This is a genomic window from Shewanella sp. H8, from assembly GCF_040285065.1.
Lineage (GTDB): Bacteria > Pseudomonadota > Gammaproteobacteria > Enterobacterales > Shewanellaceae > Shewanella > Shewanella polaris.
The window spans coordinates 2,307,613-2,326,660 of sequence record NZ_CP157213.1 but is presented as its reverse complement, the minus strand read 5'-3'; the positions used below and the strand labels follow the sequence as shown (position 1 = coordinate 2,326,660).

The 19,048-nt window shown below is 39.2% G+C and carries 15 protein-coding genes and 1 pseudogene; 12 read left to right on the top strand and 4 right to left on the bottom strand.

The genetic code is table 11. The annotated features are described in order from the left end of the window. Positions 1 to 123 precede the first annotated feature (123 nt). The 3 genes from ABIS04_RS10085 (at position 124) to ABIS04_RS10075 (ending at position 3,614) form a co-directional block, all read left to right on the top strand. A complete protein-coding gene (locus ABIS04_RS10085; protein WP_350430978.1) occupies positions 124 to 621 on the top strand; it encodes a VC2046/SO_2500 family protein in 498 nt (165 codons plus the stop codon). Between the two features lie 133 nt (positions 622 to 754). Further along, a complete protein-coding gene (locus ABIS04_RS10080; protein WP_140234268.1) occupies positions 755 to 1,042 on the top strand; it encodes a DUF406 family protein in 288 nt (95 codons plus the stop codon). Between the two features lie 340 nt (positions 1,043 to 1,382). Continuing rightward, positions 1,383 to 3,614: an EAL domain-containing protein gene (locus ABIS04_RS10075; RefSeq protein ID WP_140234267.1), complete on the top strand. Its 2,232-nt coding sequence runs from the start codon at positions 1,383 to 1,385 to the stop codon at positions 3,612 to 3,614. A gap of 183 nt (positions 3,615 to 3,797) precedes the next feature. On the opposite strand, the gene ABIS04_RS10070 is transcribed toward ABIS04_RS10075, so the two are convergent. Beyond that, positions 3,798 to 4,289, bottom strand: coding sequence for a YchJ family protein (locus tag ABIS04_RS10070; RefSeq protein WP_350430977.1), 492 nt, complete (start codon positions 4,287 to 4,289; stop codon positions 3,798 to 3,800). 5 nt (positions 4,290 to 4,294) lie between these two features. Then, positions 4,295 to 4,882 carry a DUF4440 domain-containing protein gene (locus ABIS04_RS10065; RefSeq protein WP_350430976.1) on the bottom strand — a complete coding sequence of 196 codons (588 nt, stop codon included), beginning with the start codon at positions 4,880 to 4,882 and terminating at the stop codon, positions 4,295 to 4,297. 120 nt (positions 4,883 to 5,002) lie between these two features. Here ABIS04_RS10065 and smrA point away from each other — a divergent pair, with 120 nt between their 5' ends. The 3 genes from smrA to ABIS04_RS10050 all read left to right on the top strand — a co-directional run bounded on the left by smrA (position 5,003) and on the right by ABIS04_RS10050 (position 9,093). Continuing rightward, positions 5,003 to 5,605 (top strand): DNA endonuclease SmrA, encoded by a 603-nt coding sequence (smrA, locus tag ABIS04_RS10060; RefSeq protein WP_350430975.1) that lies wholly within the window; start codon positions 5,003 to 5,005, stop codon positions 5,603 to 5,605. 558 nt (positions 5,606 to 6,163) lie between these two features. Continuing rightward, positions 6,164 to 6,805, top strand: a complete 642-nt coding sequence (locus tag ABIS04_RS10055; protein WP_140234265.1) for a TetR/AcrR family transcriptional regulator — start codon at positions 6,164 to 6,166, stop codon at positions 6,803 to 6,805. An 11-nt stretch (positions 6,806 to 6,816) separates the two neighbouring features. Then, positions 6,817 to 9,093, top strand: a complete 2,277-nt coding sequence (locus ABIS04_RS10050) for an acyl-CoA dehydrogenase (RefSeq protein ID WP_350430974.1) — start codon at positions 6,817 to 6,819, stop codon at positions 9,091 to 9,093. 266 nt (positions 9,094 to 9,359) lie between these two features. Here the strand turns inward: ABIS04_RS10050 and pyk are convergent, their stop codons facing one another. Beyond that, complete coding sequence (pyk, locus tag ABIS04_RS10045; protein WP_140234263.1) at positions 9,360 to 10,799, bottom strand: pyruvate kinase; 1,440 nt, start codon at positions 10,797 to 10,799, stop codon at positions 9,360 to 9,362. Positions 10,800 to 11,222: 423 nt separating this feature from the next. After that, positions 11,223 to 12,077: a MurR/RpiR family transcriptional regulator gene (locus ABIS04_RS10040; protein ID WP_137227030.1), complete on the bottom strand. Its 855-nt coding sequence runs from the start codon at positions 12,075 to 12,077 to the stop codon at positions 11,223 to 11,225. 335 nt (positions 12,078 to 12,412) lie between these two features. Between ABIS04_RS10040 and zwf the strand changes: the two genes are divergently transcribed. The 6 genes and pseudogenes from zwf (at position 12,413) to ABIS04_RS10010 (ending at position 18,942) form a co-directional block, all read left to right on the top strand. Further along, complete coding sequence (gene zwf, locus ABIS04_RS10035) at positions 12,413 to 13,882, top strand: glucose-6-phosphate dehydrogenase (RefSeq protein ID WP_350430973.1); 1,470 nt, start codon at positions 12,413 to 12,415, stop codon at positions 13,880 to 13,882. A gap of 9 nt (positions 13,883 to 13,891) precedes the next feature. Continuing rightward, positions 13,892 to 14,590, top strand: coding sequence for a 6-phosphogluconolactonase (gene pgl, locus ABIS04_RS10030; RefSeq protein WP_140234261.1), 699 nt, complete (start codon positions 13,892 to 13,894; stop codon positions 14,588 to 14,590). Positions 14,591 to 14,601: 11 nt separating this feature from the next. Then, the gene (edd, locus tag ABIS04_RS10025) at positions 14,602 to 16,428 is read left to right on the top strand and encodes a phosphogluconate dehydratase (RefSeq protein WP_137227033.1); all 1,827 of its coding nucleotides are present in this window, start codon (positions 14,602 to 14,604) and stop codon (positions 16,426 to 16,428) included. Positions 16,429 to 16,448: 20 nt separating this feature from the next. Further along, complete coding sequence (locus tag ABIS04_RS10020) at positions 16,449 to 17,093, top strand: bifunctional 4-hydroxy-2-oxoglutarate aldolase/2-dehydro-3-deoxy-phosphogluconate aldolase (protein WP_137227034.1); 645 nt, start codon at positions 16,449 to 16,451, stop codon at positions 17,091 to 17,093. Positions 17,094 to 17,614: 521 nt separating this feature from the next. Continuing rightward, the gene (locus ABIS04_RS10015) at positions 17,615 to 18,022 is read left to right on the top strand and encodes a hypothetical protein (RefSeq protein ID WP_350430972.1); all 408 of its coding nucleotides are present in this window, start codon (positions 17,615 to 17,617) and stop codon (positions 18,020 to 18,022) included. 233 nt (positions 18,023 to 18,255) lie between these two features. Beyond that, positions 18,256 to 18,942 (top strand): annotated as a pseudogene (locus ABIS04_RS10010) (aspartate/glutamate racemase family protein). The last annotated feature ends 106 nt before the right edge of the window (positions 18,943 to 19,048 follow it).

Here is a 19,048-nt window from a genome sequence, read left to right as displayed (position 1 = left end):
AATTGCGGCCGCCATAGTAGTCAGAAACCTTTTGTATGTAAAGTATAAAATTGAATATATTCCTAAAGTTTATGACTGTTTGGTCGATAAATTAGCATCGAGCATAAGTAGTGATGTTTTTATATGCAAATTGAATCAACATTAGTCAATGAATTACAAATAGGAAACCGATTAAACGCCGCGATTGAACATAATCGTCGCGGTGAATTTGGTTTGCTATTGGCTATGTTGTCAGTTGACGCTCGTGATATGGCGCAATTTCAATTTGATAACGATGTAGAAATCACTCAAAAACTACGTAATAAATTTTCTGTACCGCAGCCACAGTTGTTGGTTGATGACATATCTGTCCACCCAGACACCACCGACAACGCTACTGTGTTTCAGCAACATGGTGCTAAGCAGTTTCACCTTCAACAAGCATTAACACCTGAAGCGCTAGTCATTAGAGGCTCACAACCAGATTCAATGATCGAAGTGTTGAATAACTGCGATTACCTGACAAAAAATAAAGCCATTAATGCTTACCAACAACACACACCATTAGAAGATATGAATTTTCTGGATCAATTAAGCACCCAACGAAAGATTTCTGAAACTATATCGCACCAATTTGCTTAACCGTTGAGCTGTAAATTTTGATGTTAATAACATCTAATTAATATTTGTGGTAATTGTGAGGATGACTAGTAAAAATCATTCAAAACTACGATATATTTACACTGATAATTATCGATATTGACGGAGTAAACTAATGATTAAACAAATTAAACAGCAACAGGGTAACGTCAGTGACAGTTGTACTGAGTGCGGCAGTTATGTTGATATTGGTGCCGTTGTTGAAGCTGACGATACGTTATTAGTATTAAACTTTTCCGGTGATGATGCATTGGTGCAAGCTCAAGCGATGCAAACAACAGCGCAACAACGTTTTAGTGACACCAAAGCTAACCTTGTCGATAAAGATAATATGATTACTCTAACGTTGGATTTTACTTTTAGTGTAGAGAAAATGATTTTTCAACTTGAAAATGAGCTTTAATTTTAGTCTATGTTAGTGGTTAATAGAAGGGTACCAAATTATTGTTGTTAAAACGTTTTTTTGGGTATAGCTACACTCTACTGCAATGCTCACAAACCGTAACAATATGTAACGAAGTGATTGCTGTTTATGAGTATCGCGTGTAATGTGCTTTACTTAATCAAGGCATAGTCGTTGTTACTAATATAGTAAAGTGAATGCTTTTTAGTGCAAGTTTTGCTCCCAATGTATTGCCTAATTATTTGACTCATGCTCTTAAATTCAGTGCTAATAACAATAAATAGAACTGATTTGATGTTTTCAAAAAGTTAGGGAAATGAAGCCATTTTTCGGGATTTAAATGAATCGACAAGATCAACAGCATTTATTGGAATTAATTGTAAATTCTAATGCTAAACAACAAGGTGATTTTACAAAAACCTCTGAGTTTGTGTGTCAACTGCTGCTCGAATATTTCGCCGCATCGTTTGTGTCCGTTTGGACCCTAGGAAATAACACCGCAAATGACGGTTTAGTTGTCAATGATAATTCTATTGTCGATGGTAGTTGTGTATGTGAGCATACTTTAGTTGCCAGTCAAATAGCTGATCAATTAGTTCATGTGTCTAATCTGAGAACAACAGCTATTGAACCTCAATATTTTGATGAATTGCGTTCCCACCGCTATATCTTATCCAATGGTAATTCTCAGATTAATCTAATTCACACATTTTCTGAGTACTACCAGCATCATAACATTGTCACTAGTGTTGATATTGCCATTCGAATTAATGGCCATATTGAAAGTGTACTATCGATTGAAAACTGCGAAGAGATAAATTGGCTAGATTCTGATATTCAATTTGCTATTCAATGCGCTGACCAATTAGCGTTAGCATTAGCGACTCGCTACTCCTATGACAGCAACGAACAAATTTATCTATTGCGAAATGCAACTGAACAATCTGACCATGTGGTCATGCTGATAAATACCGATAGTCGTATTATTGAGTATGTTAACAGTGCCCATGAGAAAATGACCGGATTACCGCGTATCTCGGTAGAGTACAATAACGTAATTAGCCTTGATTTATTTAAGGATACACCACAGCGTCTTGACCTCCTTATTAATAAATTACACAACAATGAAACGGTCAAAGGCGACCTTAAGTTGGAACGAATTGATGGCAGTGAATATTGGTTAAATTATCACATTACCCCATTTGTGACAGAACAAGGCAAGCGTTACGCGTTGGTGTCTAGCTTCGATAATTCAGCAGAATTTTTACATAAAGCAGAATTGGAGCGTCTAGCCTGGCATTGCTCATTAACTGGGTTGCACAATCGTAGTCATTTTATCCCTATGTTAGAGCGTGCTAAAGAGGGCACGTTAATCCTGATTGATTTATTAGGCTTCAAACGTTTTAACGATACTCATGGTCATGATAATGGGGATAGTTTATTAGTAGAAATTGCGCGACGTCTAAAACATTTTGCTGTGGCAGCAAACGCAATAGATGTCGCTAGAATTGGCAGTGATGAATTTGCTGTGTTATTGCCACCCATTGAGCTTGAAACCGATACAGAGCTAATGGTTAGCAAGTTGTATTTGAATTTAGCTGCGCCATCTATAATTTCCAGAGAGAAAATAGAGCCGAAACCGGCAATTGCCGTGGTTGATATTAAATCTGTAGTCGGATTATTCTCCCCATTATCTTGTGCTGATATTACCCTACAACATGCTAAGAAAAGAAATGATGTTCATTATCAGCTATTCAATGAAAAGCTCCTCGATACCTTTACCATTAATGCAGAAATAGAGCGTGATTTACATCATGCTATTAGTGGCCGAGAGTTTGAATTGTATTATCAACCTTTAATGGACTTACAAAATAACCAATACATTGGCGCAGAAGCGTTAATTCGTTGGCATCATCCTAAAAAAGGTGTGCTATATCCAGGGACATTTATCGATATAGCCGAGAAAAATGGGGTGATTAACCAAATCGGTGAATGGGTATTAGAAACCGCCTGCAAACAACTTAATTTATGGCAACACAAAAATGTAAATATCACCATGCACGTGAATGTGGCTCCAAAACAGTTTTTTAGTGGCAATTTGTATGAACAAGTTTGGCGATTGGTCACTCGTTATCGGATAAAACCAAAGACCTTAATCTTAGAAATTACCGAAACAGAGTTAATGGGAGATATTCGTTACGCTATTAAATTGTGCCATGAGTTGGCCGAATTAGGCGTCGGTTTGGCTATTGATGATTTTGGAACCGGTTATAGTTCAATGAAGTACTTAAAGCAGTTCCCGATATCTAAATTAAAAATTGACCGATCGTTTATCATGGATATTTCATCAAGCCATGAGAGCCGTGAAATTGTGAGTGCAATCATCGCAATGGCTAAGGCTCTGAATATTTCTTTAACGGCAGAGGGTGTAGAAACCAAAGAGCAAGAAGAGTTTTTAACCATGAGCGCTTGCCATCATGCGCAAGGCTTTTTATATAGCCCAGCAATACGTGTTAACGACTTTGCTCTGTTTATCAACGCCCACGAGACAAAACGACTTCATCATGCATAAGTGACTCTAACATCAGGTTGGTTGTCATTAATCATATTGGTGGTTTAAAAGAGTTATTTCGATTTTGTACTTAGCCACTATTGATTTAACTTAGTTTACATTAGTGAACAATTAACACTCTCCTTGTTACCTATTCTTTCGTGTTTTAATCATTATTGATAATAGTGGCCTTTTAGGTTGCTGCTAACTTAAACGCTTAGCACAGCATTGCTTGAATTTTTTGCCGCTATTACAAATACAAGGATCATTTCTTCCCGGTAACCTGGTTGTCATTTGTTGTCCCTGAGTATAAAACCAGCGATTCTGTTGTTTAACAAATGATGAACATTCATAAATCGCATCAATCTGCTTGTTATCAATAAACCAGGCTTTAAATGTCACCTCAGCATGATCAGATTGTTGTTTTGACGACACTACTTCTAGTCCAAGCCACTGGGTATTTCCTTGAGCTAACTGTTGTTCCGTTAACCCCTGTAAATAGTCAGGATGGTGGGTCAATATTAGATAGGTAAAGTGGCGTAATACAAATGCGCTATACCGTGAACGCATCAAGCGCTCTGGTGTGTCCGCTACACTATAGTTCAAATGATATGGTTCACAACATTGCACATAGGTTTGTAAACTACCACAAGGACATTGTGAAGATGCTGAGTCCACAGAGTTGATATTAACCATGATGATTATTCTTTTGTGGTCGCTTCAATAAATTGTCGACCATAATACAGATTAGGCACAGGTTTCGCGTCATAGTAAAAATGTGGTGCCGTATGAGTATTTGAATCAACGCTGATTTTCCATTGCTGCTTGTTATCTTTCGTGAAAATGGTGACAAATTTCCCTGCAAACTCACTCACAGGTTCTCCCGATTCTTTTCCTGGGTGAAAGCGCACTAAATAATAACCGATATCAGTTGCGCTATTAGGCTCTATAGATCGTACAAGAATCCTAAAGTCGACCTCAAGTTTGGCATTTTTACGTTTTATTTTATTAAAGAATCGGCTATATAAGTTTAGAATATTTTCCTTACCGATAATAATGCCTCTATCTTGGGTTTCAGAGATATACACTGCATCTTCAGTGTATATATCTTCCATAGCGGTTAAATCTAATTGTTCAAAAGCGTGAGTTAATTTTTCAAAATTAGCATTTAAGGTTTGATCTGCAGTCAGTTCTGTTGCAGACACGTTAAATGCAGTTACACACAGACTGAGTATGATTAACCGTGTTGTTAACCATGACGTATTGGATAAGGTCAATATACTTTTCAAGGGTTGTTCTCTTTTTATCTGACAATCAATAATTACAAGCGATACCGTTAGTATGACTATAAATTATTCATTTACTTTGCTAAAGCATAGAATGTTTACAAAATATGTAGGAGATGACATATGCCGTTAAGTGATGACCAATTATTTCTACAAGAAATGGCCGATGTGATGCCTCTTAAAGATGAAAATCAATCATCATTAGCGAATGCGTTACTTCATTGTGCAAGTATAACCGATGCTCAACTTGCAAAGCGAGCTGCTGCACAACAACATGAGTTATTACAATTACTACCAACGGAGCCATATTTGATTCATGCCGTGAAGCCTGATGAGGTCGTAAGCTATAAAATTGATGGCATCCAAAATGAGGTGTTTACACTATTAAGTCAGGGTAAGTATCCTGTTAAAACAGTCCTAGATTTACATCAGTACCGACTTAAACAAGCTCGTGAAAGTTTAATTAATTGTATTTTTAGTGCCCACGAACGGGGCGAACGTAATCTGCTTATTATTCATGGTAAGGGTTATAAAAGTAAACCCTACCCAGCATTAATGAAATCGGCAGTGTGTCATTGGTTGCAACAAATTGAACTCGTTACAGTATACCATTCAGCAACTTATAACCATGGTGGTGTCGGCGGGGTATTTGTGATGTTGAAGAAATCGCAGCAGAAGAAAGTGGAAAATAGTGAGTTAAATCGAAAGGGCTGTGGTTTTAGATAACAACATAATGCTAAATATTTTCACTACATTATAAGTTCTATGCCTTTTTTACATTAGCTTATAAACGATTATTATGAACAACCCCATTTACGCTATCATCAACTAATCATCTTAGTTTGAAGGTCTTGTTCATCTAATTATAAAGATATTAGTGCAAGTGTTTTAATACTCTTTTACTGCCCATTTTAATCGTAATTTCTACATTTAGCGCTTCTGGTAATGGTTGGCTTGGAGTTATGTTCAACATCTGGCGAGCCTAGTTCGAAAATTAACAGTTGTAATATTTCAATTTTTATAAGATTAAAACCTGATTTGAGTAATGCATTAAGTTCAATTTGAGACGGCCGTTTTAAAGGCAAATGTATTATATTAACATCGATAATTTTTATCTATGTGTGTGTTCATAAAGTTGAGGATTTTACATAAAGGCGACTAATTTGATGGTGGTGTTACCATTTATGTTACTTAACTAGATCAATAAAGCTGATAATTTCGATTGACATCTGTGCGCTCAATGATTAATTTAAACGGGTGTTTAAATTAAACTTGGGTCCTGGAATGGCAAGCCGTACTGATACAAAAACAAGAATACTTGATGCTGCTGAAAAGTTGTTTGCTGAAAGAGGTTTTTCTGAAACTTCATTACGACTAATCACCAGTAAAGCTGAAGTCAATTTGGCATCGGTCAATTACCATTTTGGTTCGAAGAAAGAGTTAATTCGTGCAGTATTAGCTAGATACTTAGATGTGTTCATGCCAAGCGCCGCGATAGAAATTAAACGTATACACCATGCACCTGAAGATGCATCACTTAACGAGATTTTTTCTGCTCTAATTAAACCGTTACTTGAGCTCAATAAAGTCCGTAACGGTGGCACGATTATATTTTTACAGTTGCTGGGGCGTGGCTATATTGAAAGCCAAGGTCACTTACGCTGGTTTATTACTACGCATTATGGCGAGTATTTAGCCACATTTGTACAAGCAGTTTCGGCCAGTGCGCCGCATATACCAGCTGCTGAAATGTTCTGGCGTTTGCATTTCACTTTAGGAACGATAGTATTCACTATGGCTTCTGCTGATGCATTAAATGAAATTGCTTCGGCCGATTACGGTGAACATAATGATATTGAAGCAATTCTTCGTAAAGTAATCCCTTACATGGCAGCTGGTGTTGCTGTCCCTGTGTTAACAAACTAAGAAGGTATAAAATGAGTATCATCATATTGCTAGTTATAGCGATTATTGTCCTCTTTGGTGTACGTAATATCAGGATGCAAGTTATTACGCGTCCTGTATTTTCGTTCTTCAAAAAAGTATTGCCTCCTTTATCGAGTACCGAAAAAGAAGCAATGGAAGCGGGTGATGTTTGGTGGGAAGGTGAATTATTTCGCGGAAAACCAAATTGGAATACCTTACATGGTTACGGTAAGCCTACATTAACGGCTGAAGAACAAGATTTTATTGATAATCAAGTTCAAACTGCATTAACTATGATTGACGATTTCGATATCGTCCATAATCGTAAAGATCTACCTCCAGAGTTGTGGCAATACTTTAAAGAGCAAGGTTTCTTTGCATTAATCATTCCTAAAAAGTATGGTGGACGTGAGTTTTCAGCTTATGCAAACTCAACCATCGTGGCTACCATTGCGACTCGTAGTGTAAGTGCAGCTGTTACTGTAATGGTACCTAACTCTTTAGGCCCTGGTGAGTTACTCACGCATTATGGTACTCAAGAGCAGAAGGAACGATGGTTACCTTCACTTGCTATTGGTAAAGATATCCCTTGTTTTGCCTTAACGGGTCCAGAAGCGGGCAGTGATGCTGGCGCAATTCCTGATTTAGGTATTGTTTGTCGCCGTGAGTTTGAAGGTGAAGAGACATTAGGGTTAAGCTTAACGTGGAACAAGCGTTACATTACCCTAGCACCAGTTGCGACTGTATTAGGTCTTGCATTCCAAATGCGCGATCCTGACGGTTTGCTAGGTGATGTTAAAAATCTTGGTATTACGTGTGCTTTGATCCCAACAGACCATGAAGGTGTTGAGATCGGTCGTCGTCATAACCCATTAATGATGGCATTTATGAACGGGACGACCAGCGGTAAAGATGTCTTTATTCCATTAGATTGGATTATTGGTGGGCCTCAGTTTGCCGGTAAAGGCTGGCGTATGCTGGTTGAGTGTTTATCTGCAGGACGTGGTATTTCATTACCTGCATTGGCTACAGCATCGGGCCATGTATGTACTAAAACGACCACTGCATATAGTTATGTTCGTCAGCAGTTTGGTATGCCAATAGGTAATTTTGAAGGCGTACAAGAAGCTATGGCGCGTATTATTGCCAATACATATCAGCTTGAAGCGGCACGTCGTTTAACCACTCAAGGTATCGATTTAAAAGTGAAGCCTTCAGTTGTGACTGCTATTGCTAAATATCATATGACCGAGTTAGGTCGTGATGTATTAGAAGATGCAATGGACATTCAATCTGGTAAGGGTATTCAACTTGGACCTAAAAACTATTTAGGTCACGCCTTTATGGCTAATCCAATCTCAATTACAGTAGAAGGTGCAAACATTCTAACTCGTTCATTGATGATTTTTGGTCAAGGCGCAACACGCTGTCATCCATACGTATTAGCTGAAATGGAAGCGGCGGCAATGGAAGATGAAACATCGGCTTTAGATCGTTTCGACTCATTGTTACTTGGCCATATTGGTTATGCTGTAAGTAATGCATTACGTTCATTTGGTAGTGCATTAACAGGCAGCCGATTTGCCAGTGCACCAGTGAGTGGTCCTACACAGCAATATTATCGTGATATGACCCGTATATCCTCTTCACTTGCGATCATGACTGATTTATCAATGTTGATTATGGGTGGCGATCTCAAACGTAAAGAGATGATTTCTGCACGAATGGGCGATGTATTAAGCCAGTTATATTTAGCGTCAGCAACATTGAAACTGTTTGAAGATAATGGCCGTCAGCAAGATGATTTAGCGGCAGTACATTATGTGATGACAGAGCGTTTACATTTAGCGGCTAAAGCGCTTGAAGATGCAATTCGCAACTTCCCAAGCAAAATTGCAGCTGTGTTACTTCGGGTATTAATTTTCCCATTGGGTAATCATTTTAATGCGCCAAGTGATAAGTTTGCTGTCGATTTAGTTAAAGGCATGCTTAAGCCTGGAGCTGCACGTGATCGAATTACATTCTTGTGTAGTGAATTTGATGGTGACACAAGTGGCATAGCAGAAGTAGAAAGTGCCTTCTTAGCTAAATATGCTGCGAAAGATTTATATAAGAAACTTAAGAAAGCGCAACGAAGCGGCCACATAAAATCTAAGCTTCCTATGCTTGAGTTATTTGATGTTGCATTAGAAAAAGACATCATCACTGAAGCTGAGCATAAACAGCTTGTAGAAGCAGATGTAATGCGTTTAGCTGCTATCAACGTTAATGACTTTGAAAAGCTATAATGTAAGTTAATTACATTAATCTTAAGTTTTAGAAATACTTATGTACATCAGCCCCGACTCTGTCGGGGCTTTTTTTATCCATCATGTTACGGATTAACGATGAAGCAGGGGAATGGTAGCTACTTTTAAGGTCACTTTATTAAGGTATAGCGTTAATGTTCAAAAAAATCGATAAAAAAGCCAATCCGAAGATTGGCTTTAGTGTTAACGAGTGTATCACCGCGTGCGAGTAGTGAATGTTCCTCGTTATATTTGGTTAGACTTGATTAAGCAACAATCAACACTTTACAAGTGTTCGTGCCACCGATGGTTTCCATCACGTCACCTTTAGTCATTAGAACCATATCCCCACTGACTAAATAACCTTTGTTCACTATGCAGTTTAATGCTTCTTTAGCGAGTTCTTCAGCAGGATATGCAGTAGAGTCAAAATTAACTGGCTGAACACCACGGTACATACACATACTAGCTAAGGTTTTTGGATGACGAGTTAATGCAAATATCGGCAAACCAGAGCTAATACGAGACATTAATTTAGCCGTCTCACCTGATTCCGTTAACGAAATAATCGCTTTGACACCAGGTAAGTGGTTAGCTGCATACATAGTTGATAGAGCGATGGTCTCTTCAATAGATGAAAACTGCTCATTCATACGGTGGTTGGATACATTCACACTTGGATGTGCTTCTGCGCCAATACAGACATTAGCCATTGCCATAACAGTTTCTTCAGGGAAATCACCAGCAGCCGTTTCAGCTGACAGCATTACCGCATCTGTGCCATCTAGAACAGCATTTGCTACGTCCATAACTTCAGCACGTGTAGGCATAGGGCTCGAAATCATCGATTCCATCATTTGTGTTGCAGTGATAACCGCTTTGTTTAACTGGCGTGAACGTTGAATTAAACGTTTTTGTACCGCAACAAGCGCAGCATCACCAATTTCAACACCTAAATCACCACGGGCAACCATCACAACATCTGATGCTCTAATTACATCATCCATTGCTTCGTCTGATTCTACTGCTTCAGCACGTTCAACTTTTGCGACAATAAGTGCTTTACTGCCAGCTTCAAGCGCTAAAGCACGTGCTAAGTCTAAGTCAGCACCAGTACGTGGGAATGACACGGCAAGGAAGTCAACATCAATTAACGCGGCAGTTTTAATGTCTGCCATGTCTTTTTCTGTTAAGGCTGGGGCTGTTAGTCCGCCGCCTTTTTTGTTAATGCCTTTGTTGTTAGATAACGGGCCTGCAACAGTAACAGTAGTAAAAACCTTTCGATCTTCAACTCGTTCAACTTTTAATTGAACTCGACCGTCATCAAGCATTAAAATATCACCAATAACAACGTCATCTGGTAATTGCTTGTAATCAATACCAACTTGATTTTCGTCGCCTTCACCTTTGCCTAAATCGGCATCAAGTACAAAAGCATCGCCTAAATTAAGTTTGATTTTTTTGTTGTCTTTAAAAGTAGATATTCGAATTTTCGGACCTTGTAAGTCACCTAGAATAGCGACAGTTTTGCCCAATTCTTTGGCGATCCTACGTGTATCAGTCGCGCGTTTTAAATGATCTTCTGGTAAACCATGTGAAAAGTTAAGTCTAACAACGTTAGCGCCTGCTATGATAATTTTACGTAAATTGTCATCGCGATCAGTTGCTGGTCCGAGTGTAGTAACGATTTTAGTTCTGCGGAACATAAGATACTCCGTTAATGATAAGAAAGATTTTGTGTTAAATAGAATTCGGTTATTTAAAGTACGCCAGCTATCTTAGTACTTAAATGATACAAGTATATTAACAGAGATTCGGCTAAATGTAGTAAAGTTACCAACAAAAAGATCGTTTTTAATGTGTGATTTATGTGACAGATTAGCGGTTTTTATAATAAAAAAGGTCAAACAGCAATGCTGTTTAACCTTAATAACAATGTTCATTGTTGTATTAATGGGCTCAAATGGTCGAAAATAACTGAATCTTGTAATTATTATCCAGTTATCCTATTACGAATATGCTTAATACATCATAAAAAGCTTGTGATATCTAGAGTAAGTATTACTGTAAGTATTAGGGGCGAGGGTGTAAAAAGCCCTCTATCCATTACTTGTAAGATGCACTTAGGTTTATATGGTTAAATCCTTGTTCACACGAGATTCCTTTAATACTTCTTTAACGCGTTTTAAATTATCTCGGAAACGTGGGCCTCGGCGTAAGGTAAAGCCTGTGGCTAAGACATCTATGGTGACCAACTGTGCTAAACGTGATGCCATCGGTAAATACATATCCGTATCTTCAGGAACTTCCATTGTCACAGGCAGAGTGCATTCTAGAGACAATGGCGAATTGCGGGCGGTAATACCGATTACTGCAGCACCATTCTCACGAGCTATTCGGGCTATTTCAATCAATGATTTTGTCCGACCTGTGTGAGAAATTAACACTACGACGTCACCTTCGTTGCAGTTAATACAACTCATTCGTTGCATTAACACATCATCGAAACAAATTACAGGTACGTTAAAACGGAAGAATTTATTTTGTGCATCATGAGCGACAGAAGAAGACGCTCCGAGACCAAAAAATGAAATGGTTTTTGCTTGAGTGAGTACGTCAACGGCTTTGTTAATTGCCGCAGTATCAATGCTTTGACGTGCAGTATCAAGTGATGCCATTGAAGATTCGAATATTTTAGTTGTATAAGACTCTGGAGAGTCATCTTCTTCAACGTGACGACTAACATAGGGTGTGCCATTAGCAAGACTTTGGGCCAAATGTAACTTAAAATCAGGGAAGCCCTTAGTATCTAATCGACGACAAAAACGATTAACCGTTGGCTCACTGACATCGGCCATTTTGGCTAATGTCGCAATACTAGAATGTATAGCTGTTTGCGGTGAGGCTAATATGACTTCGGCAACTTTACGTTCCGATTTACTAAATTGGGTAAGGCTTTTTTGAACCTTTTCAAGGGTATTCATAAGCAAGCATCCGCTAAATAGTAGCTAAAAGTAGGTGATGTAATTTTATACCATAACTTACATGATATTCGTAAATTAAGTTATTTTTTTACCATTAATTCGTTTCTATGGTTATTTATCAAAACATAGATCACGATTAAATGGTTCAAAAGCCTTGTGGTATGCGGGAAATAATAGCAGATAATGGGTACATATAACTAGATTAACAATAACGCAATATTTATAAATTAAAGATGCAATATTGATGTTCTGTTGTTATATTACAACAAAAGTGTGCTTTTATTCATCGTTCGAATTCGGATAGCACACACATATAATTAGGAGAGCTTTCAACAATGGGTAAATCAATTGGAGCCAAGGCTTGTGATTTCGTACTTTTCGGTACTAAAGGCGATTTAGCAAGGCGTAAATTATTACCTTCTTTATATCAACTAGACAAAGCAGAATTACTAGACAAGGAAACCAAGATAATTGGTGTAGCAAAAGACGCATTTACTCATGAAGAGTTTATTGCTCTCGTTACAAAAGCTTTGAACACATTTGTTAAAGATGAAATTTGCCCTACTACGTTAGCCCGCTTCTTAAGTCGTTGTCATTATATAGGCACTAATTTTACAGAGCCAGAAGGCTACCATGCTTTCCACGAGTTACTTGAGCCAAGTAAACGCGTGATGGTGAACTATTTTGCGACACCTCCTTCTCTTTTTGGCGTTATCTGCCGCTGTTTACATGCACAAGACCTAATTCATTCAGATACTCGTGTTGTGTTAGAAAAGCCAATTGGTACTGATCTAGAATCATCACGTGTGATTAACGACCAAGTAGCCGAATTTTTTAATGAGAATCAGGTATACCGTATTGACCATTATCTTGGTAAAGAAACGGTACAAAATTTAATAGCGCTGCGTTTTGCTAATTCCTTGTTTGCATCTAAATGGGACAACCGTACTATTGATCATGTACAAATTACCGTAGCTGAAGAAGTTGGTATTGAAGGGCGTTGGGGATATTTTGATGGCGCAGGTCAGATGCGCGACATGATCCAAAATCACTTATTACAAGTGTTAACTTTGGTTGCTATGGATCCTCCAGTGAATTTAGATGCTGACAGTATTCGTGATGAAAAAGTGAAAGTACTTAAATCATTACGTCCAATTAACCTCGATAATGTGTATGAAAATACCGTTCGTGGTCAATACAGTGCAGGCTTTTTAAAAGGTTCACCTGTTCCGGGTTACTTAGAAGAAGAAGGTGCCAACACTAATTCAAACACTGAAACGTTTGTTGCATTGCGTGTAGACATAGATAACTGGCGTTGGGCTGGAGTGCCATTTTACTTACGTAGTGGTAAGCGTATGCCGTTCAAGAGTAGTGAGATTGTGGTGTATTTTAAAAACCCTCCACATAACTTATATCGCGCAAGCTACCGTAATTTACCACCTAATAAGCTAACCATCCGATTACAACCTCATGAAGGTGTTGAAATTCAGATGATGAACAAGGTTCCAGGTCTAGAGCAAAAGCAACGTCTACAAACGACTAAGCTCGATTTAAGTTTTAGTGATACGTTTAAAAATGAACGTATCGCAGATGCATATGAGCGTTTATTACTTGAAGCAATGTTAGGTAATCAAGCCTTGTTTGTTCGTCGTGACGAAGTAGAGCAAGCATGGAAATGGGTTGACGGGATCATCCAGTCTTGGGAGCAAAGTGGCGAAAAGCCAAAGCCATATCCAGCAGGCACCTGGGGGCCGGTTTCGTCAGTGGCATTAATCACCAAAGATGGCCGTTCTTGGGACGAGTAGGGAGTAACCATGATCAAAGATACTGTATTTAAATCATTTGAAACGCCCGCTGCACTTGAAGCTAAGTTAGCCGACAAAATTGCCCAACAATTGCAAAATGCCGTTGATACTCGTGGCAAGGCCAGTTTAGTGGTATCTGGCGGTTCAACACCGTTGAAATTATTTGAGCTATTAAGCCATAAGTTAGTCGATTGGAGTGATGTTTACATTACTTTAGCTGATGAGCGCTGGGTTAATACTGATGAAAAAGATTCAAATGAAAGGCTGGTTAGAGAGTATCTATTACAAAATAGGGCCGCCAGCGCTAAATTTCGCGGCTTAAAAAACATGTTTGCAACGCCTGAAGCCGGTTGTGATATGACCAGTGAATCGTTAGCGAACTTCCCACGTCCATTTGATGTGGTTGTACTGGGAATGGGGACTGATGGGCATACTTGTTCATGGTTTCCGTGCAGTGCAGAACTAGATAATGCATTAACAACTAAGGCTTTGTGCGTCGCTGTGAATCCAACTACAGCCCCGCATGCACGCATTACCTTGTCAAAAGATGCTATTTTAAATAGTCGTCAGATTTATTTGCATCTTGTCGGAGAGCCTAAATTAACTGTATATCATCAGGCACTTGAAAATGATGATGTTACCCAAATGCCCATTAGAGCTATATTAGCGCAGCGTAAAACGCCCGTTGATGTGTTTTATAGCGCGTAAGGAGTTTTACCATGCACTCAGTAGTACAAGCGGTTACCGATAGAATTATTGCTCGTAGCCAACAATCTCGTTCAAGTTATTTATCTGCATTAGACGATGCCAACACTCGAGGCGTTCACCGTAGCGCATTAAGTTGTGGCAATTTGGCCCATGGATTTGCAGCTTGCCAACCAGAAGCAAAAGATTCATTGCGTCATTTGACTAAAGCCAATATAGGTATTGTGACAGCATTTAATGACATGTTATCTGCACATCAACCATACGAGACATACCCAAATATGCTTAAGCAAGCATGTATGGATGTGGGCAGTGTGGCACAAGTGGCTGCAGGTGTTCCTGCTATGTGTGATGGCGTGACTCAAGGTCAGCCTGGCATGGAACTGAGTTTACTTAGTCGCGAAGTGATTGCTATGTCTACCGCAGTTGGCTTATCGCACAATATGTTCGACGGTGCTTTGCTACTTGGTATCTGTGACAAGATTGTTCCTGGGTTATTAATTGGCGCCTTAAGTTTTGGCCATTTACCAATGCTATTTGTGCCAGCTGGGCCAATGAAGTCAGGTATTCCAAACAAAGAAAAAGCCCGTATTCGTCAGCAATTTACTCAAGGTAAAGTGGACCGTGCAGTATTACTAGAAGCTGAAGCTAAGTCTTACCATAGTGCAGGTACTTGTACTTTTTATGGTACTGCCAACTCAAACCAGTTAATGCTAGAAGTAATGGGATTACAGTTACCGGGTTCTTCATTTATTAACCCTGATGACCCAATACGAGATGAATTAAGCAAGATGGCTGCTAAGCAAGTATGCCGTTTAACATCAATGGGCACGCAATATACTCCAATTGGTGAAATTGTTACTGAAAAGTCTATTGTTAACGGTATTGTGGCCATTTTGGCCACCGGTGGTTCAACCAATTTAACAATGCATATTGTCGCTATTGCGCGTGCTGCCGGTATTATTGTCAACTGGGATGATTTTTCTGATTTATCAGACTCTGTGCCATTACTCGCTCGTGTTTACCCGAATGGTCAAGCTGATATTAATCATTTCCATGCTGCAGGCGGCATGGGGTTCTTGGTTAAAGAGTTACTTGATGGTGGTTTATTACATGAAGATGTCAAGACTGTCGCAGGTTTTGGTTTACGTCGTTATACCCAAGAGCCGCGTTTAATTGAAGGCGAACTTAAGTGGGTTGATGGTGTAACTGAAAGTCTAGATAAAGAAGTATTGACTCATCTAGATACACCTTTTCAAAAGAATGGCGGTTTGAAACTGCTTAAAGGTAACTTGGGTCGTGCGGTGATTAAAGTCTCTGCAGTGCCTTCAGCAAATCGAGTCATTGAAGCTCCAGCAGTCGTCATTAACGATCAAAATGAAATTGACGAGTTGTTTAAATCTGGATCGCTAGATAGAGACTGTGTCGTTGTTGTTAAAGGTCAGGGGCCTAAAGCTAATGGCATGCCAGAACTACACAAGCTAACTCCTTTCTTGGGCACCTTACAAGATAAAGGGTTTAAAGTTGCATTAGTGACTGATGGACGTATGTCTGGTGCGTCAGGGAAAGTACCTGCTGCTATACATTTAACGCCTGAAGCCCTCGATGGTGGATTAATTGCTAAGGTTGAGGATGGCGATTTAATTCGTATCGATTCAACCACAGGTGAATTATCTCTGCTTGTTGATGAAAAAACACTTGCTAGCAGAATTGCTGGGAAAGTTGATTTACATCACTCGAGCTATGGTATGGGGCGAGAGTTATTTGGTGTCTTACGTCGTAGTTTAAGTAGCCCTGAAACGGGTGCTAGAAGTACTAGTGCTATTGATGAATTATATTAAAAATAAAGGAAGTCGGTAATATGCTTAAGCCTAATAATTGGTTGCTACAACCACAAGACGTGTTTAAACGTAGTCCGGTTGTTCCGGTCATGGTGATTAATAAAATTGAACAAGCTGTTCCATTAGCAAAAGCATTAGTGGCAGGTGGTATTAGTGTTTTAGAAGTGACTTTACGTACTCCTTGTGCGTTAGAAGCGATTGCTAAAATAGCTAAAGAGGTGCCTGAAGCGCTTGTTGGTGCTGGTACTGTGTTAAATGAAAGTCAGCTTAAACAAGCCGTTGAAGCAGGTGCCCAATTTATTATTACCCCAGGGGCTACTGTTGATTTATTAAAAGCTGCCAAGAATGGAACTGTACCGTTAATTCCAGGTATCGCTAGCATTTCAGAGATAATGGTAGGAATGGAGTTGGGTTACACTCACTTCAAATTTTTCCCAGCTGAAGCCTCTGGCGGTGTTAATGCATTGAAATCTTTCTCTGGCCCACTGTCTAATATTCATTTCTGCCCAACAGGTGGTATTAGCCTTGCCACTTATAAAGACTATTTGGCGTTGCCTAACGTTGATTGTATTGGTGGTAGCTGGATTGCTCCAACAGACGCAGTTGAAAATGAAGATTGGACTCGTATTACGCAATTGTGTAAAGAAGCGTTAGCTGGTCTTTAATTAATTGTTTAATCGCAGCACATTAAAAACCAGCTTAGTAAGCTGGTTTTTTTATGCCTTGTACGCTTAGCCATATGGCCTTAGGCCATCTCTTAATTTGATCGGGTCAGAGTGATGTTGGTTAAATATGCTTGTTAACAATCACTTACAGATTTTTGCGCCACAACATTAATTGTAAAATTGTGACTAGCTAGAAACATTGCATACACCATTCCAACCTCCTTTAAGCGCTCAACTCAATGCTCATGAAAACTGATAAGTGAAATTTCTGATCTACGTTGACTCCAAAACAAATTAGGAGGAAATTGGTAGTACAGGGAACATACATAAATAAGTTTTTGGTGGGTAATGTAAGTCCAAATCTAACACAAAGCACTACATTCGTTCCCTTAGGTCACTGGGACCCATAAAGCTGCACCGTAAAGTGATAATCGTGCAGCGTTTCACCCGTAGGCTTAACGTTAGGTGGAATGACATCAAAAGGCACTTGCTAAAGACTCTTTATCTAAAAGGAGTGCATTATGAATAACGAACACAATCATGACTATAGCGATCACAAACAAGACTATAGTGACCACAAACATGACCACTTGGATCATGAACAATGGCAAGCCGACCATCAAAGTTGGCGTATCGAACACAGTAAGTTGCTTGCCACCCTGCACAGCATTGAAGCCGATATTCACGAACATGAGGCGCAAATTCTAATGCATGAGCAAGAAATTATGGCTCATGAGATTGAGATGGCGCGTCACGAAGAGATAATTAGTGCACATAAGCGCTCGGGCGAGCGAGCAGGACATGATGGCGCTCAGGTTAACCATGATACTCAGCATAAGGCTCACAAAGCTTTTGCCAGTGAGCATGAGCAATTGAAAGAACGTCATCGGGCCATTTGTAATAAGTTTAAAGAGTTGAACTTGCACTGATTAGCCTAGAAGGTGGCTTATTTGCTACCACACGACTAATGATTCTGGTGCTTGGGTTCATAATAAGTCTGATTGCGATAATCGGCGGGATATTGACGAGCCTGTAGAATGTTCAAGTGCAGGCTGAAACCCATTTTTGCTGCGGGAGAGTTACTTAGGATATTTTCTATAACGTGTTCCCGCATGAATTAATTGCTTAGCAATTGTAGTTTTTCGTATTGCTCTGAATTTAATTGAGTAAAATATGCATGAATGGCAGTATGAGTTGGGAGTCGGCGTAAAGCTATTATCAGGCGATTAACCAAGGGGTTAAGACAGTTTTAGGTGACTTACATTCAGAGAAAATATGTTTGTACAGTGTCGGTTTTGCTGAAATTGAAGCGTCACAGCATCAAGGGGGATGGATGTAGCTGATGCCGCTTTTGTGGTAGAAGCCGGTGACGCTGATTTTGTGATTATTTGTACCAATACCATGCACAAAAGTGGCTGATGAGATCCAAGCACAAATCTCTATACCCATTTTGCATATTGCTGATGCTACAGCTACAGCCGAGGTGTTGTTAGCCGATGGGATCAATAAAGTCGGCTTGCTGGGCACGCGCTTTACCATGGAGCAAGACTTTTATAAGCAGCGAATAACTGCTAACTATCCCATTAAGGTTTTTGTACCTTCGCTAGGCGAGCAAATATTAATCCATGATGTGATATATCAAGAGCTATATCTTGACACTATTAATCCGCAATCACGGCAATCCTATCTTGGAATTATTGACAAATTTTATGAGCAAGGAACTGAGGCTGTCATTTTAGGTTGTACTGAAATAGCCTTACTTGTGCAGCAACAACATACTCATGTGCCTTTGTATGATACTACTCAACTCCATGCAAATAGTGCCGTTATGCTGGTATTGGCTAAGTAACATTAATTGGGGATAACAACTGTCTTTCAAACTGCTTATTACCTCGTAACAGTTAAATTGAGTGCAGTCGATTCATTTTCAAATGCATTCTTAAAACAATAAAAAA